General features: G+C 71.4%; 20 protein-coding genes and 1 pseudogene. 12 read left to right on the forward strand and 9 right to left on the reverse strand.

What is annotated here, in order from left to right:
- Window positions 1-225, forward strand: a pseudogene (locus tag ACZ6CZ_RS27545) (glucose-6-phosphate isomerase); the annotation flags it as partial.
- A 218-nt stretch (window positions 226-443) separates the two neighbouring features.
- On the opposite strand, the gene pgl reads toward ACZ6CZ_RS27545, so the two are convergent.
- The 5 genes from pgl to tkt are packed head-to-tail and all read right to left on the reverse strand — an operon-like array spanning window position 444 to window position 7087.
- Entirely contained in the window at window positions 444-1226 is a 783-nt protein-coding gene (gene pgl, locus ACZ6CZ_RS27550; protein WP_469026316.1) for a 6-phosphogluconolactonase, read from the reverse strand.
- Window positions 1223-2293, reverse strand: a complete 1071-nt coding sequence (opcA, locus tag ACZ6CZ_RS27555; RefSeq protein WP_469026319.1) for a glucose-6-phosphate dehydrogenase assembly protein OpcA — start codon at window positions 2291-2293, stop codon at window positions 1223-1225. The genes pgl and opcA overlap by 4 nt, the downstream gene beginning before the upstream one ends.
- Window positions 2290-3828 (reverse strand): glucose-6-phosphate dehydrogenase, encoded by a 1539-nt coding sequence (zwf, locus tag ACZ6CZ_RS27560; protein WP_469026321.1) that lies wholly within the window; start codon window positions 3826-3828, stop codon window positions 2290-2292. The genes opcA and zwf overlap by 4 nt, the downstream gene beginning before the upstream one ends.
- 4 nt (window positions 3829-3832) lie before the next feature.
- The gene (gene tal / locus ACZ6CZ_RS27565; RefSeq protein ID WP_469026323.1) at window positions 3833-4951 is read right to left on the reverse strand and encodes a transaldolase; all 1119 of its coding nucleotides are present in this window, start codon (window positions 4949-4951) and stop codon (window positions 3833-3835) included.
- 33 nt (window positions 4952-4984) lie between these two features.
- Window positions 4985-7087: a transketolase gene (tkt, locus tag ACZ6CZ_RS27570; RefSeq protein ID WP_469026326.1), complete on the reverse strand. Its 2103-nt coding sequence runs from the start codon at window positions 7085-7087 to the stop codon at window positions 4985-4987.
- 376 nt (window positions 7088-7463) lie between these two features.
- On the opposite strand from tkt, the gene ACZ6CZ_RS27575 reads away from it, so the two are divergent.
- The 3 genes from ACZ6CZ_RS27575 to ACZ6CZ_RS27585 all read left to right on the forward strand — a co-directional run bounded on the left by ACZ6CZ_RS27575 (window position 7464) and on the right by ACZ6CZ_RS27585 (window position 10063).
- A complete protein-coding gene (locus ACZ6CZ_RS27575; protein ID WP_469026619.1) occupies window positions 7464-8417 on the forward strand; it encodes a heme o synthase in 954 nt (317 codons plus the stop codon).
- A 125-nt stretch (window positions 8418-8542) separates the two neighbouring features.
- Window positions 8543-8881: a hypothetical protein gene (locus ACZ6CZ_RS27580; protein ID WP_469026328.1), complete on the forward strand. Its 339-nt coding sequence runs from the start codon at window positions 8543-8545 to the stop codon at window positions 8879-8881.
- A gap of 72 nt (window positions 8882-8953) precedes the next feature.
- On the forward strand, window positions 8954-10063 hold the full coding sequence (locus ACZ6CZ_RS27585; RefSeq protein ID WP_469026329.1) for an amidohydrolase family protein: 1110 nt from the start codon (window positions 8954-8956) through the stop codon (window positions 10061-10063).
- A 24-nt stretch (window positions 10064-10087) separates the two neighbouring features.
- On the opposite strand, the gene ACZ6CZ_RS27590 is transcribed toward ACZ6CZ_RS27585, so the two are convergent.
- The 4 genes from ACZ6CZ_RS27590 to ACZ6CZ_RS27605 all read right to left on the reverse strand — a co-directional run bounded on the left by ACZ6CZ_RS27590 (window position 10088) and on the right by ACZ6CZ_RS27605 (window position 13797).
- Window positions 10088-11107: a COX15/CtaA family protein gene (locus ACZ6CZ_RS27590; protein ID WP_469026332.1), complete on the reverse strand. Its 1020-nt coding sequence runs from the start codon at window positions 11105-11107 to the stop codon at window positions 10088-10090.
- Between the two features lie 71 nt (window positions 11108-11178).
- Window positions 11179-11895 carry an ABC transporter permease gene (locus tag ACZ6CZ_RS27595; protein ID WP_469026622.1) on the reverse strand — a complete coding sequence of 239 codons (717 nt, stop codon included), beginning with the start codon at window positions 11893-11895 and terminating at the stop codon, window positions 11179-11181.
- 50 nt (window positions 11896-11945) lie between these two features.
- Window positions 11946-12923, reverse strand: coding sequence for an ABC transporter ATP-binding protein (locus tag ACZ6CZ_RS27600; RefSeq protein ID WP_469026334.1), 978 nt, complete (start codon window positions 12921-12923; stop codon window positions 11946-11948).
- A 58-nt stretch (window positions 12924-12981) separates the two neighbouring features.
- Complete coding sequence (locus ACZ6CZ_RS27605) at window positions 12982-13797, reverse strand: AAC(3) family N-acetyltransferase (RefSeq protein ID WP_469026336.1); 816 nt, start codon at window positions 13795-13797, stop codon at window positions 12982-12984.
- A 172-nt stretch (window positions 13798-13969) separates the two neighbouring features.
- On the opposite strand from ACZ6CZ_RS27605, the gene ACZ6CZ_RS27610 reads away from it, so the two are divergent.
- The 8 genes from ACZ6CZ_RS27610 to ACZ6CZ_RS27645 are packed head-to-tail and all read left to right on the forward strand — an operon-like array spanning window position 13970 to window position 20552.
- Entirely contained in the window at window positions 13970-14704 is a 735-nt protein-coding gene (locus ACZ6CZ_RS27610; RefSeq protein WP_469026339.1) for a helix-turn-helix transcriptional regulator, read from the forward strand.
- The gene (gene sufB / locus ACZ6CZ_RS27615; protein ID WP_469026341.1) at window positions 14701-16122 is read left to right on the forward strand and encodes a Fe-S cluster assembly protein SufB; all 1422 of its coding nucleotides are present in this window, start codon (window positions 14701-14703) and stop codon (window positions 16120-16122) included. Before ACZ6CZ_RS27610 ends, sufB begins: the two co-directional genes overlap by 4 nt.
- A 60-nt stretch (window positions 16123-16182) precedes the next feature.
- Window positions 16183-17364: a Fe-S cluster assembly protein SufD gene (gene sufD, locus ACZ6CZ_RS27620; protein WP_469026343.1), complete on the forward strand. Its 1182-nt coding sequence runs from the start codon at window positions 16183-16185 to the stop codon at window positions 17362-17364.
- Complete coding sequence (locus ACZ6CZ_RS27625; protein WP_152167939.1) at window positions 17364-17681, forward strand: non-heme iron oxygenase ferredoxin subunit; 318 nt, start codon at window positions 17364-17366, stop codon at window positions 17679-17681. The genes sufD and ACZ6CZ_RS27625 overlap by 1 nt, the downstream gene beginning before the upstream one ends.
- 7 nt (window positions 17682-17688) lie before the next feature.
- Entirely contained in the window at window positions 17689-18480 is a 792-nt protein-coding gene (gene sufC / locus ACZ6CZ_RS27630) for a Fe-S cluster assembly ATPase SufC (RefSeq protein ID WP_469026346.1), read from the forward strand.
- Window positions 18477-19733, forward strand: a complete 1257-nt coding sequence (locus ACZ6CZ_RS27635; RefSeq protein WP_469026349.1) for a cysteine desulfurase — start codon at window positions 18477-18479, stop codon at window positions 19731-19733. The genes sufC and ACZ6CZ_RS27635 overlap by 4 nt, the downstream gene beginning before the upstream one ends.
- 16 nt (window positions 19734-19749) lie before the next feature.
- Complete coding sequence (sufU, locus tag ACZ6CZ_RS27640; protein ID WP_469026351.1) at window positions 19750-20223, forward strand: Fe-S cluster assembly sulfur transfer protein SufU; 474 nt, start codon at window positions 19750-19752, stop codon at window positions 20221-20223.
- The gene (locus tag ACZ6CZ_RS27645) at window positions 20220-20552 is read left to right on the forward strand and encodes a metal-sulfur cluster assembly factor (RefSeq protein WP_402566712.1); all 333 of its coding nucleotides are present in this window, start codon (window positions 20220-20222) and stop codon (window positions 20550-20552) included. The genes sufU and ACZ6CZ_RS27645 overlap by 4 nt, the downstream gene beginning before the upstream one ends.
- The last annotated feature ends 2 nt before the right edge of the window (window positions 20553-20554 follow it).

The raw sequence follows: 20554 nt of genomic DNA on the forward strand, positions 1-20554 counted from the left end.
ACCCCGTCGGTCCTCGGCCAGCTCGTCGCCCTCTACGAGCACAAGGTGTTCGTGCAGGGCGCGGTGTGGAACATCGACTCCTTCGACCAGTGGGGAGTGGAACTGGGCAAGGTCCTCGCCAAGCGCATCGAACCCGCCCTCACCGAGGGCGCGGACGTGCCCGGCCTGGACGCGTCGACGAAGGCCCTGGTCACCACGTACCGGGAGCTGCGCGGGCGACGGTAGCCGCGGCCCGCCCGGACCCCGGCGCGAACACCTGTGCGCCGTGCTGTGCCCATGCTCTGAGGTCGCGCCGAACCTGACGAGACATGAGGAACACATGAACCATGGGCGCGGCTCGGCTAGGCACACACCGACGGACGCACGCCGACGCACACACGCCGACGCCGGGCCCCTCCCGTAGGGGAGGAGCCCGGCGTCGACTGCCGTGCGGGCGGCGCCCGTTACGCCGAGGCCGGCGGATACAGGGACCGCGGCAGCTGGGACGCGGCCGCGGAGTCCAGCAGCCACAGGGTGCGCTGCCTGCCGTACGCGCCCGCGGCCGGGGCCTGGATCTCGCCCGCGCCCGACAGGGCGATGGCCGCGGCGTTCGCCTTGTCCTCGCCGGCCGCCAGCAGCCAGACCTCGCGCGCCGAGCGGATCGCCGGCAGCGTGAGGGTGACCCGGGTCGGCGGCGGCTTGGGCGCGCCGTGCACGCCGACGACCGTGCGCTCGGTCTCCCGGACGGCGGGCAGCTCCGGGAAGAGCGACGCCACGTGGGTGTCCGGTCCGACGCCCAGCATCAGGACGTCGAAGGTGGGCACCGAGCCGTGGTTCTCCGGCCCGGCCGCCTTCGCCAGCTCCGCCGCGTACGCCTCCGCGGCGGCGTCCACGTCGGTGCCGTACGGGCCGTCGGAGGCGGGCATGGCGTGCACGCGCTCCGGGGCCAGCGGTACGGCGTCCAGCAGGGCCTCGCGGGCCTGGGTGACATTGCGCTCGGGGTCGCCCTCGGGCAGGAAGCGCTCGTCGCCCCACCACAGGTCCAGGCGCGCCCAGTCCACGGCGTCCCGGGCCGGTGCGGCGGCCAGCGCGGCGAGCAGGCCGTTGCCGTTGCGGCCGCCGGTGAGGACCACGGACGCCGAGCCCCGGGAGGCCTGCGCGTCCACGATCTTCGTGATCAGGCGGGCCGCGGCGGCCTGCGCCATCAGCTCCTTGTCGCGGTGCACGACCAGCTGCGGGGTGCTCACTTCGCCGTCGCCTTCCTCGTCGCCGGCGTGGCCTTCCTGGCGGCCGCCTTCTTCGCGGGCGCCTTCGCGGCGGCCTCCTCCGGCTCCGGCACCGCGACCGGCTCCGACGCGTCCGGCTCCGGCGCGGCGGAGTCCTGGGACGGGACGGCCAGCCGCTCCACGCCGTAGCGCAGCGCCGAGGCGTAGGTGTCGTCCGGGTCGAGCCGGCGCAGCTCCTCCGCGATCAGCTCGGCCGTGTCGCGGCGCTTGAGCGCCACCGCACGGGCCGGCTGGCCCTTGATGGACAGGGTGGCCAGCGAGCCGTCGGCACGGTCCAGCACGACCGGGCCGCACGAGGTGTCCATGCGCACCGCCGTCAGGCCCGGGCCCGCGGAGGGGGAGCGCTTGACGGGCACGTCCAGCCGGTCCGCGAGCCACATCGCGAGCAGCTCGCAGCTGGGGTTGAACTCCTCGCCCTCCACCTCGACCGCCTCGACGTCGCACGGGACCTGGTCCAGGGCCGCCGCCAGCATCGAGCGCCAGGGCGTGATCCGGGTCCAGGCCAGGTCGGTGTCGCCGGGGGTGTAGGCGGCGGCGCGGGCGGACAGCTCCCGCACCGGGTGCTCGGCCGCGTAGGTGTCGGTGACCCGGCGCTGGGCGAGCGCGCCCAGCGGATCGTTGGCCGGGTCCAGCGGGGCGGTCACCGGCCACCACACGACCACCGGGGCGTCCGGCAGCAGCAGCGGCAGCACCACCGAGTCGGCGTGGTCGGAGACCTCGCCGTACAGCCGCAGCACCACCGTCTCGCCGGTGCCCGCGTCCGCGCCCACCCGCACCTCGGCGTCGAGCCGGGAGGACGTGCGGGCGCGCGGGGAGCGGGAGACGCGCTTGATGACCACGAGCGTGCGCGAGGGGTGCTCGCGCGAGGCGTCGTTGGCGGCCTTCAGGGCGTCGTAGGCGTTCTCCTCGTCGGTGACGATGACCAGGGTGAGCACCATGCCGACGGCCGGTGTGCCGATGGCGCGGCGGCCTTGCACCAACGCCTTGTTGATCTTGCTGGCCGTGGTGTCGGTCAGGTCTATCTTCATGGCCGCCGCCAGCTCCGTCCGTCTCGTGCGAGCATCTCGTCGGCCTCGGCGGGCCCCCAGGTGCCCGAGCGGTACTGCGCGGGCTTGCCGTGCCGGTCCCAGTACTGCTCGATCGGGTCGAGGATCTCCCAGGACAGCTCGACCTCCTCCGTGCGCGGGAAGAGGTTGGCGTCGCCCAGCAGCACGTCGAGGATGAGCCGCTCGTAGGCCTCCGGGCTGGACTCCGTGAACGACTCGCCGTAGGCGAAGTCCATGGACACGTCCCGGATCTCCATCGAGGTGCCCGGCACCTTGGAGCCGAAGCGGACCGTGATGCCCTCGTCGGGCTGGACGCGGATGACGACCGCGTTCGAGCCCAGCTCCTCCGTCGCCGTGTGGTCGAAGGGGGAGTGCGGCGCCCGCTGGAAGACCACCGCGATCTCGGTGACCCGGCGGCCAAGACGCTTGCCGGTGCGCAGGTAGAACGGCACACCCGCCCAGCGGCGGTTGTCGATCTCCAGCTTGATCGCGGCGAAGGTGTCGGTCTTCGACTGGGGGTCGATACCGTCCTCCTCCAGGTAGCCGATGACCTTGGCGCCGCCCTGCCAGCCCGCCGCGTACTGCCCGCGGACGGTGCTGCGGCCCAGGTCCTTCGGCAGCCGGACCGCGCCGAGCACCTTGGTCTTCTCCGCGGCCAGCGCGTCCGCGTCGAAGGAGGCGGGCTCCTCCATCGCGGTCAGGGCCATCAGCTGGAGCAGGTGGTTCTGGATGACGTCACGGGCGGCGCCGATGCCGTCGTAGTACCCGGCGCGGCCGCCGATGCCGATGTCCTCCGCCATGGTGATCTGCACGTGGTCCACGAAGGAGCGGTTCCAGACCGGCTCGAACATGGTGTTGGCGAAGCGGAGCGCCAGGATGTTCTGGACGGTCTCCTTGCCGAGGTAGTGGTCGATCCGGAACACCTGGTCCGGCTCGAACACCTCGTGCACGATCGCGTTCAGCTCCTCGGCCGAGCGCAGGTCGTGGCCGAACGGCTTCTCGATGACCGCGCGCCGCCAGGAACCGCCCTGCTGGTCGGCGAGGCCGTGCTTCTTCAGCTGCTGGATCACCACGGGGAAGGACTTCGGCGGCACCGACAGGTAGAAGGCGAAGTTGCCGCCCGTGCCCTGTGCCTTGTCCAGCTCCTCGATGGTGCCGCGCAGCCGCTCGAAGGCGGCGTCGTCGTCGAAGGTGCCCTGGACGAAGCGCATCCCCTGGATGAGCTGCTGCCAGACCTCCTCGCGGAACGGCGTACGGGCATGCGCCTTGACGGCGTCGTGCACCTCGGCCGCGAAGTCCTCGTGCTCCCACTCGCGCCGGGCGAAGCCGACCAGCGCGAAGCCCGGCGGCAGCAGACCACGGTTGGCGAGGTCGTACACCGCGGGCATCAGCTTCTTGCGGGACAGGTCGCCCGTGACGCCGAAGATCACCAGGCCCGACGGCCCCGCGATGCGCGGGAGCCGTCGGTCGGCGGGGTCACGAAGCGGGTTCGCTCCGGAACCGGAAAGGGGCGGCAACTCTTCAGCCCTCCGAAGGGGCGAGGCGCTTCAGCTCCGCCTCGGTCGACTTGAGCAGGTCGTCCCAGGACGCCTCGAACTTCTCGACGCCCTCCTCCTCCAGGACCCGGACGACGTCGTCGTAGGCGATCCCGAGCTTCTCCAGCGCGTCGAGGTCGGCGCGGGCCTGCTCGTAGGTGCCGGAGACGGTGTCCCCGGTGATCTCGCCGTGGTCCTCGACGGCCTCCAGCGTGGCCTCCGGCATGGTGTTCACCGTGTTCGGCGCGACCAGCTCGGTGACGTACATGGTGTCCTGGTACGCCGGGTCCTTCACCCCGGTCGACGCCCACAGCGGACGCTGCTTGTTCGCGCCCGCCCGCTCCAGCGCCGCCCAGCGGTCGGAGGAGAAGATCTCCTCGTACGCCTGGTAGGCGAGGCGCGCGTTGGCGAGGGCGGCCTTGCCGCGCAGCGCCTTGGCCTCGTCGGTGCCGAGCGCGTCGAGCCGCTTGTCGATCTCGGAGTCCACGCGGGACACGAAGAAGGACGCCACGGAGTGGATCTCGGACAGGTCCAGGCCGCGCTCCTTGGCCCTCTCCAGGCCGGAGAGGTAGGCGTCCATGACGGCCCGGTAGCGCTCCAGCGAGAAGATCAGCGTGACGTTGACGCTGATGCCGTTGCCGATGGTGTCGCGGATCGCGGGGACGCCCGCCATGGTGGCCGGGATCTTGATGAGCGCGTTCGGGCGGTCGACCAGCCAGGCGAGCTGCCTGGCCTCGGCGACGGTGGCCTTCTCGTTGTGCGCCAGGCGCGGGTCCACCTCGATGGAGACCCGGCCGTCCTGGCCACCGGTGGCGTCGAACACCGGGCGCAGGATGTCGGCGGCGTCCCGGACGTCCGCCGTGGTGATCATGCGGATGGCCTCTTCGACGGTCACCTCGCGGGCCGCCAGGTCCGACAGCTGCTGGTCGTAGCCGTCGCCCTGGGAGATCGCCTTCTGGAAGATCGTCGGATTGGTGGTGACGCCCACGACGTGCTGCTGGTCGATCAGCTCGGCGAGGTTGCCGGACGTGATCCGCTTGCGCGACAGGTCGTCCAGCCAGATCGCGACGCCCTCCTCGGAGAGGCGCTTCAGTGCGTCTGTCATGGAATTACATCTCCTACGTGTCGTGTACGGGCGTCAGCGCTGGGCGGCGGCGATGGATTCCCGGGCCTTGTCGGCCACGTTCTCGGCGGTGAAGCCGAACTCCTTGAAGAGCACCTTGCCGTCGGCGGAAGCACCGAAGTGCTCCAGGGAGACGATGCGGCCGGCGTCTCCGACGTACTTGTGCCAGGTGAGACCGATACCGGCCTCCACCGCGACGCGAGCCTTCAGGGACGGGGGCAGGACGCTGTCCCGGTACCCCTGGTCCTGCTGCTCGAACCACTCCACGCACGGCATCGAGACCACCCGGGCCGGCACGCCCTCGGCCTGGAGCCGCTCACGCGCCTCGACGGCCACGTGCACCTCGGAACCGGTGGCGATCAGGACGACCTGGGCGTCGGCCTGCTGCCCGTCGGGGCCCTCCGCCTCGAACAGGACGTACCCGCCGCGCGCGGCGTCGTCGTTCGGCTCGTACGCCGGCACGCCCTGGCGGGTCAGCGCGAGGCCGTGCGGGGCGCCCTTGCCGAACTCCTTGGTCCAGCGGCGCAGGATCTCGCGCCAGGCGATCGCGGTCTCGTTGGCGTCGGCCGGGCGCACGACGTTCAGCCCGGGGATGGCGCGCAGCGAGGCCAGGTGCTCGACCGGCTGGTGGGTGGGGCCGTCCTCGCCCAGGCCGATGGAGTCGTGCGTCCACACGTACGTCACCGGCAGGTGCATCAGCGCCGACAGCCGCACGGCGTTGCGCATGTAGTCGGAGAAGACGAGGAACGTGCCGCCGTAGATCCGGGTGTTGCCGTGCAGGGCGATGCCGTTCATCTCCGCGGCCATGGAGTGCTCGCGGATGCCGAAGTGGATCGTCCGGCCGTACGGGTCGGCCTCGGGCAGCGGGTTGCCGACCGGAAGGAACGAGCTGTTCTTGTCGATCGTGGTGTTGTTCGAGCCGGCCAGGTCGGCCGAGCCGCCCCACAGCTCGGGGACGACCGCGCCGAGCGCCTGGAGCACCTTGCCGGACGCGGCGCGGGTGGCGACGGCCTTGCCGGGCTCGAAGACCGGGAGCTTCTCCTCCCAGCCGGTGGGCAGCTCGCCCTTGCTGATCCGGTCGAAGTCGGCGGCGCGCTCGGCGTTGTCGCCGCGCCACTGCTGGAAGGACTTCTCCCACTCCGCCTTGGCGTCGCGGCCGCGGTCCAGGGCCTGGCGGGTGTGGGCGAGCACCTCGTCGGCGACCTCGAAGGTCTTCTTCGGGTCGAAGCCGAGGACGCGCTTGGTGGCCGCGACCTCGTCCTCGCCCAGCGCGGAGCCGTGGGCGGCCTCGGTGTTCTGCGCGTTCGGAGCCGGCCAGGCGATGATCGAGCGCATCGCGATGAACGACGGCCGGTCGGTGACCGCCTTGGCCGCCTCGATGGCGTCGTAGAGGGCGTGCGGGTCGAGGTCGCCGTCGGGCTTGGGGGCGACGCGCTGCACGTGCCAGCCGTAGGCCTCGTAGCGCTTGACGGTCTCCTCGGAGACGGCGGTCGCGGTGTCGCCCTCGATCGAGATGTGGTTGTCGTCCCACAGCAGGACCAGGTTGCCGAGCTTCTGGTGCCCGGCCAGCGAGGACGCCTCGGCGGAGATGCCCTCCTGGAGGCAGCCGTCACCGGCGATGCAGTAGACGAAGTGGTCGAAGGGCGACTCGCCCTGCGGCGCCTCGGGGTCGAACAGACCGCGCTCGTAGCGGGCCGCCATGGCCATGCCGACGGCGTTGGCGACACCCTGGCCGAGCGGGCCGGTCGTGGTCTCGACGCCCCTGGTGTGCCCGTACTCCGGGTGGCCCGGGGTCTTGGAGCCCCAGGTGCGGAAGGACTTCAGGTCGTCCAGCTCCAGGCCGAAACCGGCCAGGTAGAGCTGCGTGTAGAGGGTCAGGGACGAATGGCCGGCGGACAGGACGAAGCGGTCACGGCCGACCCACTCGGGGTCGGCCGGGTCGTGCCGCATCACCTTCTGGAAGAGGGTGTACGCGGCCGGCGCCAGGCTCATCGCCGTACCGGGATGGCCGTTGCCGACCTTCTGTACGGCGTCGGCGGCCAGGACCCGGGCGGTGTCCACAGCCCGCTGGTCCAGCTCGGTCCACTCAAGGTCTGTGGTGGTCGGCTTGGTGCTCACCCTGAGTCAGGGCTCCTCTCCACATGTCGGTCGCCGGTCGAAAGGCGCGCGCCCCACCGGCTGCCGGTGCACTGGGTGCCCACCGGCCGTTGTCGAGCCTACCCCCGTAAGGACGTGCGTTTTTGCGAGCCATTCCAGACTGCCGGGCCCGCGTGCGATCCGCCTCCCGACTGGCCTACAGCCCATTCGGCACATGAATACGGAGCCGCTCATCTGACTGCTCAACCGAGCCGTGGAAGGGCTCGGACGAGACCCCGACAACACGACCCACCCCCGCGAGGAGGCGGGGTCTGGGCAACGTCTAAAGTGGCGTGGTACGCGCGAGCCTTCACCGCTGTCTCATACGGGAAGGCTCGCTGGGATGTCTCTGTCAGGGGTGTGCGTGACGGCCGTCGAATCCCGTCCAGCGGGGGTGCTCGGTGCGAGCCGGGGCCCGGTTCACCGGCCGTTCGGGGCCCGTGTCAAGGCGTTCGTGGCGCTGACCAAGCCGCGGATCATCGAGCTGCTGCTCATCACCACCGTCCCGGTGATGTTCCTGGCGCAGCAGGGCGTGCCGGACCTGTGGCTGGTCCTGCTCACCTGTGTCGGCGGCTACCTCTCGGCCGGCGGCGCCAACGCGCTGAACATGTACATCGACCGGGACATCGACGCCCTGATGGACCGCACCTCCCAGCGCCCGCTGGTCACCGGCATGGTCAGCCCGCGCGAATGCCTCGCCTTCGGCATCACCCTCGCCGTCGTCTCGACGCTGCTGTTCGGGCTCACCGTCAACTGGCTGTCCGCGTGGCTGTCGCTCGGGGCGCTCCTCTTCTACGTCGTCGTCTACACGATGATCCTCAAGCGGCGCACCTCGCAGAACATCGTCTGGGGCGGCATCGCGGGCTGCCTGCCGGTGCTGATCGGCTGGTCCTCGGTCACGAACTCCATGTCCTGGGCGCCGGTCATCCTCTTCCTGGTCATGTTCTTCTGGACGCCGCCGCACTACTGGCCGCTGTCGATGAAGGTGCGCGAGGACTACGCGCGCGTGGGCGTGCCGATGCTCCCGGTGGTCGCCTCCAACAAGGTGGTGGCCCGGCAGATCGTGATCTACAGCTGGGTGATGGTCGCCGTCTCGCTGCTGCTGACGCCGCTCGGCTACACCGGCTGGTTCTACACGGCGGTGGCCCTCGCGGCCGGCGGGTTCTGGCTCTGGGAGGCCCACGGGCTGCAGAACCGGGCGAAGGCCGAGGTCACCGGCGGGAAGCTCAAGGAGATGCGGCTGTTCCACTGGTCGATCACCTATGTGTCGATCCTCTTCGTCGCCGTCGCGGTGGACCCCTTCCTGCGGTAGTCCCCCTCACCCCCCTCACCCCCCTCACCCTCCGCACCTTTGATCCGCCGACGGGAGGGGTGCGTGGCCAAGGCCACGCACCCCTCCCGTCGCCGTTCGATCTACCCGTCGGTAGCATCCTGGCCATGGCAGACACGCAGCAGGTTGACACCAAGGCCGAGCGCACGGTGAGCCGGCTCGCCCGGCGGATCGGCTCCTTCTCCCAGGCGCACGGCGGGGCCGAGGGACAGATCGCGTACCTTGGGCAGCGCGGCGCCCGCATCGTCCTGGTGGGCGAGGACGGCGGCTGGGGCGACCTGGTGGCGCCCAGCGTCGCCATCGCCGAGCAGGCGGTGCGCAAGGCCGGCATCACGGTCCACGAATCCTTCGACGGCGACTTCGCGGCGAAGGTGCGGACGGGGCCGTACGAGTGGAAGCGGATGGCCGGAATCCAGGTCGGCGGCTCGGCCGACAGGAGTGCCTGACCGGGCGGGGCCGCGACCTCGGGCCCCGTTCACCCGTTAGGACGGGCAAGACCGCGTCCCACGGGGAGCCCGATGATCGACACGCCGTCCCTCGTGGACCAGTACTGCCACGGCGTACTGCGGACCGAACTGGGCCTCGGCACCTTCGAGGCCCAGCTCGCCCGGACCGAGGGACCGCCCGCCGCGGGCACCACCCTCTTCGACACCCAGACCGGCTTCGCCGTACGCCGCTGGTGCCCGCCCCTGCTCGGCCTGGAGCCGCACTGCCCGCCCGCCCGGTATCTGGCCCGGCGCCGGGAGCTGGGCGTGTTCGAGGCCGGACGCCGGCTGCTGCGGGGCAGCGGCATCACCACCTACCTCGTCGACACCGGCCTGCCCGGCGACCTCACCGGGCCCGCCGAGATGGCCACCGCGGGCGGCGCCGAGGCCCGCGAGGTCGTCCGGCTGGAACTGCTCGCCGAGCAGGTCGCCGACACCTCCGGGACCGTGGAGTCGTTCCTCGCCAACCTCGCCGAGTCGGTGCACGGGGCCGCCGCGCACGCCGTCGCCTTCACCTCGGTCGCGGGGCTGCGGCACGGCCTGGCCCTCGCCCCGGAACCGCCCGGACCGGGCGAGGTGCGCGGCGCCGCGGGCCGCTGGCTGGGCCGGCGGCGGGTCGGCGGCGAGCTGAGCGACCCGGTGCTGCTGCGCCACCTGCTGTGGACGGCGGTCGCCTCGGGGCTGCCGCTCCAGCTGCACGCGGGGCCGGGGGAGCCCGGGACGCGCCCCGAGCGGGCGGACCCCGCGGCGCTGACCGCGTTCGCGCGGGCCACCGCGGGCCTCGGCACCGACCTGGTCCTGCTGCACGGCTACCCGCACCACCGCCACGCCGCCCACCTGGCCGGCGTCTTCCCGCACGTGTACGCCGACTCCGGTGCCGCGCTGGTGCGCACCGGCGCCCGGGCCGCCACGGTCCTCGCCGAAACCCTGGAGATCGCCCCCTTCGGCAAGATCCTCTTCTCCAGCGGCGCCCACGGCCTGCCCGAACTGCACGTCGTCGGCGCCCGGCTGTTCCGTGAGGCGCTCGGCCGGGTGCTGGGCACCTGGGTCGCCGAGGACGCCTGGTCCCTGGGGGACGCGCAGCGGGTGGCGCGGCTCCTCGCGGCGGAGAACGCCCGGCGGGTCTACGGGCTGGAGGAGTGAGAATCCCGGCCGGGGGCGGGCACGCTACGCGGGCGCGGCGACCGAGACCTCGGCCGCGGAGCCCTCGGCGGCGGCCGGTTCCGTCGCCGTCCCGGGCCGCTCGCGCAGCGACAGCAGCACCCGCAGCACCCAGATCCACATCACGCAGGAGCCGAGCATGTGGGCCGCCACCAGCGCCTCGGGCAGGTGCGTGAAGTACTGCACGTAACCGATGACGCCCTGGCCGAGGAGGATCAGGAACAGCTCGCGGGTGCGGTGCAGCGGCCCCTGCGGGGCGTCCACGGCCTTGAGCACGAACCACAGCGCGAAGGCCAGCGTCACCACGATCCAGGCGAGCACCGCGTGCAGCTTGGCGACGGTCTCCCAGTCGAGGGGAATGCGGGTCACCTCGCTGGAGTCACCCGCGTGCGGCCCGGCGCCGGTCACCACCGTGCCGACCGCGATCAGCAGGGCGGACGCCGTCACCAGCACCCACACCAGCTGCCGCACCGCGGCGCCGACCAGCGGCCGCGGGGCCCCGTCGCCCTCGCGGGTGCGCTGCCACATCACCGTGGCCACGGCGATGAGCGAGCAGGAGAGCAGGAAGTGCGCGGCCACCGTGTACGGGTTGAGGCCGACCAGGACCACGACGCCGCCGAGCACCGCGTTGCCCATGACCACCCAGAACTGGGCCCAGCCCAGCCGGGTCAGGGAGCGCCGCCACGGCTTCTCGGCCCGCGCGGCCACGATCGCCCAGCCGACGGCCGCGCACAGCACGTAGGTCAGCATCCGGTTGCCGAACTCGATGACACCGTGGACGCCCATCGCCCGCGTGGTGGTCAGCGAGTCGTCGGTGCAGGTCGGCCAGGTCGGGCAGCCGAGACCGGAGCCGGTCAGCCGTACGGCGCCGCCGGTGACCACGATGACCACGGACATCACGAGGGCGGCGAGGGCCGCCCGGCGGACCGTGCGGGGACCGGGCGTCCAGCGCGCGGCGATGAGGGCCAGCGGGCCGGACGGGGCCGCTGCGGCGTCGGTGGGGGTCTGCTTTGGCACGTGCACCATGGTAGGCCGCCCGCTTGTGCACTCGTTCACGAGGGTGCCGCCCGGCGGGTCACCGGCGCCCGGCCACGGGGTCACTCCCAGCGGAAGAAGCGCGCCGCGGCCGCCAGCGCGACGACGGCCCACCCGGCGAGGACGCCCACATCGCCCCACGGCACCCCGGCCCCGTGCTGGAGCACGTCCCGCAGGCCGTCCGACAGGGCGGCGATCGGCAGCAGGGCGAGCACGTGCTGGGCGCCGGAGCCGAACTTCTCCAGCGGCACGATCACCCCGCCGCCGACCAGCAGCAGCAGGAAGACCAGGTTGGCGGCGGCCAGCGTCGCCTCGGCCTTCAGGGTGCCCGCCATCAGCAGCCCCAGCCCGGAGAAGGCCGCGGTGCCCAGCACCAGCAGCAGCAGCACGGCGAACGGGCTGCCGTGCGGGGACCAGCCCAGCGCGAGGGCGATCACCGTCAGCAGGACCACCTGGAGGATCTCGGTGACCAGCACGGACGCCGTCTTGGCGGTCATCAGCGCCCAGCGCGGCAGCGGGGAGGCGGCGAGCCGCTTCAGGACGCCGTAGCGGCGCTCGAAGCCGGTGCCGATCGCCTGCCCGGTGAACGCCGTCGACAGCACGGCCAGCGCCAGGATGCCGGGCGTCAGGAAGTCCACGGCCGCGCCCGCCCCGGTGTCGACGACGTCGACCGTGCTGAACAGGACCAGCAGCAGGGTGGGGATCACGACCGTCAGCAGCAGCTGCTCCCCGTTGCGCAGCAGCATCCGCGTCTCCAGCGCCGCCTGGGCCGCGATCATGCGGGGCAGGGGGGCCGCGCCCGGCCTGGGGGTGTAGGTGCCGGTGGCGGTCACGGGCGCAGCTCCTTGCCGGTCAGTTCCAGGAAGACGTCCTCGAGGGTGTGCCGCTCCACCGAGATCCGGTCCGGCATCACCCCGTGCTGCGCGCACCACGAGGTCACCGTCGCGAGCAGCTGCGGGTCGACCTTGCCGCCCACCCGGTAGGAACCCGGGGTCAGCTCCTCGGCCGTGCAGTCGGCCGGCAGCGCCTTCAGCAGGGAGGCGACGTCGAGCCCGGGACGGCCGGAGAAGCGCAGGGTGTTCTCGGCGCCGCCGCGGCACAGCTCCTCCGGGGAGCCCTGCGCGATGACCTTGCCCGCGTCGATGATCGCCACGTCGTCGGCGAGCTGCTCGGCCTCGTCCATGTGGTGCGTGGTGAGGATCACCGAGACGCCGTCGGCGCGCAGGTCGCGCACCAGGTCCCAGGTGGCCCGCCGGGCCTGCGGGTCGAGGCCCGCGGTCGGCTCGTCCAGGAACACCAGCTCCGGGCGGCCCACCACGGCCATGGCGAGCGCCAGCCGCTGCTGCTGGCCGCCGGACAGCCGGCGGTAGGAGGTGCGGCCGCACCCCTGGAGCCCCAGCCGCTCGATCAGCGCGTCCACGTCCAGCGGGTCGGCGTGCAGCCGGGCCGTGTGCCGCAGCATCTCCGCCGCCCGCGCACCCGGGTAGACGCCGCCGGACTGGAGCATGACCCCGACCCGGGGCCGCAGCTCCGCGGACTGGCGCACCGGGTCGAGCCCGAGGACGCGGACGGTGCCGGCGCCGGGTCTGCGGTAGCCCTCGCAGGTCTCGACGGTGGTCGTCTTGCCCGCCCCGTTGGGTCCGAGCACGGCGGTCACCCCGGCCCGGGCCACCAGGTCCAGGCCGTCCACCGCGGTCTTCGCGCCGTAGCGCTGCACCAGGCCCCGTACCTCGATGACCGGGTCGGGCGCGCGGCCCGCGCGGTCGGGGCGGGGGCCGGGAGACGGCGGGGCGGGCTCACTTCGCATGGGTCCAGAGTCTAGGGACGCGCCGCCCGTACCGGACGGGCGGGTGCGCGCCGCGGCCTCACCCGGGCGGCGCGCCGAACGCGTCCTCGCGCGGCCGGTGCAGCGCGAGCCAGCGTTCGGCGTAGGCCACCGCGTCCGGCAGCGGGAAGAGCCGGGCGTCGGCCGCGCCGACCTTCGCGCGCCGCACCGGCCGGTCGCGCTCGAAGTCGTGGCCCAGCTCGTCGAACCGCTCGGAGCTGATCGACACCTCCCGCACCGTCTCCCAGCCTCCGCCGGGCGCGGGCCGGCCCACCTCGACGAGCGGAGCCGGGATGCGGTACTCGGCGAGGTGGAAGGCGGTGCAGGTGGCGTAGCCCGAGCCGAGCAGCAGGACGCGCGCGCCGCGCTTCTCCAGCCGTGCCAGCGGGCTGCGCTCGCCGAGCCGGCAGTCCGGGGCGTGGCCGTCGGTGATCTCCGCCGCGCGCGGGCCGACGGCGGCGAAGGAGGTCTGCGGGTGGGCGCTGCGCAAGGCGCCCGGCCACGTCCGCACGGTCTCCGGGACGATCCCGACCCCGCGGCTCGGGGTGGTGCGGGGGTCGAAGCCGGGCATCGTGGCGCGGATGCGGTCCCACCACTCCCGCGGCACCGGCGGGTTCTGCCACAGGGCCGGGTCGGACAGGTCACCCGACTGGGTGGGGACCACGAGGGTGCCGTACGCGCCCAGGGCGTCGAGGAGTCCCTGGACGACGGCGACGGGCCCTCCGTTGACCCAGCCGAGCGAACTCAGCGAGGAGTGCACGAGGAGGGTCTCACCGGACTCGACGCCGAGGGCCCGCAGCTGCGCGGCGATGCTGTCGCGGGTGACGAGAGGGCCGCTCGGAGGGGGTGTGGGCATGGTCGAGAAGTGTCGCGCGGCGGGCGGCGCGGCGCCACCGGATTGCCGCCCGCCCAGTCCGTCGAAGATCGTTCCCGCAGGTCGCGTTAGGTGTGCCTAAGTGACGCAGGGCACCGGCCGGTGATCCGGACGCGGGTTGTCAGGCGCTCACGAATTACGCAACAATGGCGTTGTGAAAAACGTCGGCGAGGCTCGGGAGACCCTCTCGGGGGCCCCTCAGGAGGACCTCGCGACCGGTGAGCGCTCCACGCGCAACCGCGTCGCGCGATCCATCCTGGACCACGGGCCGTCGACCGTCGCCGAGCTGGCCGGACGCCTGGGGCTCACCCAGGCCGCCGTGCGGCGCCACCTGGACGCGCTGGTCGCGGACGACGTGGTCGAGGCCCGCGAGCAGCGCGTGTACGGCACGCGCACCCGGGGCCGCCCCGCCAAGGTCTTCGCGCTCACCGACTGTGGCCGCGACGCCTTCGACCAGTCCTACGACAAGCTCGCCGCGGACGCCCTGCGCTGGATCGCCGAGCGCGAGGGCGGCCAGGACGCCATCGCCGCCTTCGCCCGCGCCCGGATCGCCGCACAGGCCGGTGCCTACCGCGAGGCGATCGAGAGCGCCGGCCCCGAGCGGCGCACCGAGGCGCTGGCCAGGGCCCTGAGCGCGGACGGGTACGCTGCTACGGCCCGTACGGCACCGGTCGGCGAGCAGCTCTGCCAGCACCACTGCCCGGTGGCCCACGTCGCGGAACAGTTCCCCCAGCTGTGCGAGGCGGAGACGGAGATCTTCGCCGAGCTGCTCGGAACGCACGTCCAGCGACTGGCGACCATCGCCCACGGCGACGGGGTCTGCACGACGTTCATTCCCAAGAAGTCCCCTGACGCACCTGCAAGCACGGCCGGGAGGAACCCCGCATGACGCTCCCCACGGAGACTGCCCACCCCGAACTCGAGGGCCTGGGCAAGTACGAATACGGCTGGGCCGACCGCGACGAGGCCGGTGCGTCGGCGAAGCGCGGTCTGAGCGAGGAGGTCGTCCGTGACATCTCCTCGAAGAAGAGCGAGCCGGAGTGGATGACCAAGCTCCGCCTCAAGGGCCTGCGCCTGTTCGAGAAGAAGCCCATGCCGAACTGGGGCTCCGACCTCTCCGGCATCGACTTCGACAACATCAAGTACTTCGTGCGCTCCACGGAGAAGCAGGCGGAGTCCTGGGAGGACCTGCCCGAGGACATCAAGAACACGTACGACAAGCTCGGCATCCCCGAGGCGGAGAAGCAGCGCCTCGTCGCCGGTGTCGCGGCCCAGTACGAGTCCGAGGTCGTCTACCACCAGATCCGCGAGGACCTGGAGGAGCAGGGCGTCATCTTCCTGGACACCGACACCGCGCTGAAGGAGCACCCGGAGCTCTTCAGGGAGTACTTCGGGACCGTCATCCCGGTCGGTGACAACAAGTTCGCCTCGCTGAACACCGCCGTGTGGTCGGGCGGCTCCTTCATCTACGTGCCGAAGGGCGTGCACGTCGAGATCCCGCTCCAGGCCTACTTCCGTATCAACACGGAGAACATGGGCCAGTTCGAGCGGACCCTGATCATCGTCGACGAGGGTGCCTACGTGCACTACGTCGAGGGCTGCACGGCGCCGATCTACAAGTCGGACTCGCTGCACAGCGCCGTGGTCGAGATCATCGTCAAGAAGAACGCCCGCTGCCGTTACACGACCATCCAGAACTGGTCGAACAACGTCTACAACCTGGTCACCAAGCGCGCCGTGGCCTACGAGGGCGCGACCATGGAGTGGATCGACGGCAACATCGGCTCCAAGGTGACGATGAAGTACCCGGCCGTCTACCTGATGGGCGAGCACGCCAAGGGCGAGACCCTCTCCATCGCCTTCGCCGGCGAGGGCCAGCACCAGGACGCCGGCTCCAAGATGGTCCACATGGCGCCGAACACGTCCTCCAACATCGTCTCCAAGTCGGTGGCGCGCGGCGGCGGCCGTACCTCCTACCGCGGTCTGGTCGAGATCGGCGAGGGCGCGCACGGCTCGAAGTCGAACGTGCTGTGCGACGCGCTGCTCGTCGACACGATCTCCCGCTCCGACACGTACCCCTACGTGGACGTCCGCGAGGACGACGTGTCCATGGGCCACGAGGCGACCGTCTCCAAGGTCTCCGAGGACCAGCTCTTCTACCTGATGAGCCGCGGACTGAGCGAGTTCGAGGCCATGGCGATGATCGTGCGCGGCTTCGTCGAGCCGATCGCCAAGGAGCTGCCCATGGAGTACGCCCTGGAACTCAACCGGCTGATCGAGCTGCAGATGGAAGGCGCGGTCGGCTGAGACCCGCCGCCCCCCGCAGTCGCCCAATCGTTGACGTAGGAAGAGAGCAGACCGACAGCCATGGCTGAGGCTCAGAACAACCCGGTGGGCAGCACGACCGCCGGCCAGATCGCGGTGGCCGCCGAGTCGACCGTCGCCACGCGCATGAGCGCACCCCCGTCCTTCGACGTGGCGGACTTCCCCGTCCCCCACGGCCGCGAGGAGGAGTGGCGCTTCACCCCGCTGGAGCGGCTGCGCGGGCTGCACGACGGCACCGCGGTCGCCACCGGCGACGGCGTGCAGGTGGACGTGCAGGCCCCCGCGGGCGTCACCGTGGAGACCGTCGGCCGCGACGACGCCCGCATCGGCCGGGCCGGCACCCCCGTGGACCGCGTCGCCGCCCAGGCGTACTCGGCGTTCGAGAAGGCCGGCGTGGTCACCGTCCCCAAGGAGACGGTGCTCACCGAGCCGATCCGGATCGCCGTGCGCGGCCAGGGCGGGGTCGCCTACGGCCACCAGGTCGTGGAGCTGGGAGCCTTCGCCGAGGCCGTCGTCGTCATCGACCACACCGGTGACGCGGTCCTCGCCGCCAACGTCGACTACATCCTGGGCGACGGCGCCAAGCTGACCGTCGTCTCCGTGCAGGACTGGGACGACAAGGCCGTCCACGTCGGCCAGCACAACGCGCTGATCGGCCGGGACGCCACCTTCAAGTCCTTCGTGGTCACCTTCGGCGGCGACCTGGTCCGGCTGCACCCGCGCGTCGCCTACGCCGGCACCGGCGGCGAGGCCGAGCTGTTCGGGCTGTACTTCACCGACTCCGGCCAGCACCAGGAGCACCGCCTCCTCGTCGACCACAACACCCCGCACTGCACGTCGAACGTGGCCTACAAGGGCGCGCTCCAGGGCGAGGGCGCGCACGCCGTGTGGATCGGTGACGTGCTCATCGAGGCCAAGGCCGAGGGCACCGACACCTACGAGATGAACCGCAACCTGGTCCTCACGGACGGCGCCCGGGTCGACTCGGTGCCCAACCTGGAGATCGAGACCGGCGAGATCGTCGGCGCCGGCCACGCCTCCGCCACCGGCCGCTTCGACGACGAGCAGCTGTTCTACCTGATGGCCCGCGGCATCCCGGCCGACGAGGCCCGCCGCCTGGTGGTCCGCGGGTTCTTCGCCGAGCTGGTCCAGCAGATCGGCGTCGCGGACATCCAGGAGCGCCTCCTCGTACGGATCGACGAGGAGCTGGAGGCGTCGGTCTGATGACGTTCGTACGCGCCTGTGGGCTGAGCGAGCTGGAGGAGGACACCCCGAAGCGGGTGGAACTCGACGGCACGCCGGTCTCGGTGGTGCAGACCGAGGGGGAGGTGTTCGCGATCCACGACATCTGCTCGCACGCGAACGTCTCGCTCTCCGAGGGCGAGGTGGAGGACTGCCAGATCGAGTGCTGGCTGCACGGCTCCGCCTTCGACCTGCGCACCGGCAAGCCGTCCGGCCTCCCCGCGACGCGCCCCGTCCCCGTATACCCCGTAAAGATCGAAGGGGACGACGTGCTCGTCTCCCTCACCCAGGAGTCCTGAGGCACCCATGGCAACGCTTGAAATCCGAGACCTGCACGTCACCGTCGAGGCCGACAACGCCACGAAGGAGATCCTCAAGGGCGTCGACCTCACCGTGAAGCAGGGCGAGACGCACGCCATCATGGGCCCCAACGGCTCCGGCAAGTCGACTCTCGCCTACTCGCTCGCGGGTCACCCGAAGTACACGATCACCGGCGGCACCGTCACCCTCGACGGCGAGGACGTCCTGGAGATGTCCGTCGACGAGCGCGCCCGCGCCGGCCTGTTCCTCGCGATGCAGTACCCGGTCGAGGTGCCCGGCGTCTCGGTCTCCAACTTCCTGCGCACCTCCGCCACCGCCATCCGCGGCGAGGCCCCCAAGCTGCGCACCTGGGTGAAGGAGGTCAAGGGAGCCATGGAGCGCCTGCACATGGACCCGGCCTTCGCCGAGCGCAACGTCAACGAGGGCTTCTCCGGCGGTGAGAAGAAGCGCCACGAGATCCTCCAGCTCGAACTGCTCAAGCCGAAGGTCGCGATCCTCGACGAGACCGACTCCGGCCTCGACGTCGACGCCCTGCGGATCGTGTCGGAGGGCGTCAACCGCGTCCGCGAGACCGGCGAGGTCGGCACCCTGCTGATCACCCACTACACCCGCATCCTGCGCTACATCAAGCCCGACTACGTCCACGTCTTCTCCGCGGGCCGGATCGTGGAGTCCGGCGGCGCCGAACTCGCCGACAAGCTGGAGAACGAGGGCTACGAGGCCTACACGAAGGGCGGCTCCGTGAGCGGAGCGAACTCACAGGAGGACGTCGCGTGACACAGCTGCCGGGCCTCCTCGACACCGAGGCGATCCGCAAGGACTTCCCCATCCTGGACCGTCTGGTCCACGACGACCGGAAGCTCGTCTACCTGGACAACGCGGCGACCTCGCAGAAGCCGCGCCAGGTGCTGGACGCCCTGAGCGAGTACTACGAGCGCTACAACGCCAACGTCCACCGCGGTGTGCATGTGCTCGCCGAGGAGGCCACGGCGCTGTACGAGGGGGCGCGCGACAAGGTCGCCGCCTTCATCAACGCTCCGAGCCGCGACGAGGTGATCTTCACCAAGAACGCCTCCGAGTCGCTCAACCTCGTGGCCAACATGCTCGGCTGGGCCGACGAGCCCTACCGCGTCGACCACGAGACCGAGATCGTCATCACGGAGATGGAGCACCACTCCAACATCGTGCCGTGGCAGCTGCTGGCGCAGCGCACCGGCGCGAAGCTGAAGTGGTTCGGCCTCGACGACGACGGCCGCCTCGACCTGTCCAACATCAACGAGGTCATCACCGAGAAGACGAAGATCGTCTCCTTCGTGCTGGTCTCCAACATCCTGGGCACGGTCAACCCGGTCGAGGCGATAGTGCGCCGCGCCCAGGAGGTCGGCGCGCTGGTTTGCATCGACGCCTCCCAGGCCGCGCCGCACATGCCGCTGGACGTGCAGGCCCTGCAGGCCGACTTCGTAGCCTTCACCGGCCACAAGATGTGCGGCCCGACCGGCATCGGCGTCCTGTGGGGCCGCCAGGAGCTGCTGGAGGACCTGCCCCCGTTCCTCGGCGGCGGCGAGATGATCGAGACGGTGTCGATGCACTCGTCGACGTACGCCCCGGCGCCCCACAAGTTCGAGGCGGGCACCCCGCCGATCGCCCAGGCGGTCGGTCTCGGCGCGGCGATCGACTACCTGAACTCGATCGGCATGGACAAGATCCTCGCCCACGAGCACGCGCTGACGGAGTACGCCGTCCGCCGGCTGGCGGAGGTCCCCGGCCTGCGGATCATCGGCCCCACGACGGCCGAGGACCGCGGCGCCGCGATCTCCTTCACACTCGGTGACATCCACCCCCACGACGTGGGCCAGGTGCTCGACGAGCAGGGCATCGCCGTCCGCGTCGGCCACCACTGCGCGCGTCCGGTCTGCCTGCGCTACGGAATTCCCGCGACCACGCGAGCGTCGTTCTACCTGTACTCCACGCCGGCCGAGATCGACGCTCTGGTCGACGGACTGGAGCACGTACGGAACTTCTTCGGCTGAGGGGCGTGCTGAAACCGTGAAGCTTGACTCCATGTACCAGGAAGTCATCCTCGACCACTACAAGAACCCGCACGGGCGTGGTCTGCGGGACGGCGACGCCGAGGTGCACCATGTGAACCCGACGTGCGGTGACGAGATCACCCTCCGGGTGAAGTACGACGGCACGACGGTCGAGGACGTCAGTTACGAGGGCCAGGGCTGTTCCATCAGCCAGGCCAGCGCCTCCGTCCTCAACGAGCTGCTGGTCGGCAAGGACCTGCCCGACGCGCAGAAGATCCAGGAGACCTTCCTGGAGCTGATGCAGTCCAAGGGCAGGATCGAGCCGGACGACGCGATGGAGGAGGTCCTGGAGGACGCGGTCGCGTTCGCCGGGGTGTCGAAGTACCCCGCGCGGGTCAAGTGCGCCCTCCTGAGCTGGATGGCGTGGAAGGACGCGACGGCCCAGGCGCTGGGTGGCGCCGACGCCGACGCCGAAAGGAAGACGGCATGACCGACACCGCTGAGATGAAGCCGGCCTCGGAGGAAGAACTCCGCGAGGCCCTGATGGACGTCGTCGACCCCGAGCTGGGCATCGACGTCGTCAACCTGGGCCTGATCTACGGCATCCATGTCGACGACGCCAACATCGCGACCATCGACATGACCCTGACCTCGGCGGCCTGCCCGCTGACGGACGTCATCGAGGACCAGGCCAAGTCCGCCACGGACGGCCTCGTCAACGAGCTGCGCATCAACTGGGTGTGGATGCCGCCGTGGGGTCCGGACAAGATCACCGATGACGGGCGCGAGCAGCTGCGGGCGCTGGGGTTCAACGTCTGACG

The organism is Streptomyces sp. NPDC041135, assembly GCF_055592085.1.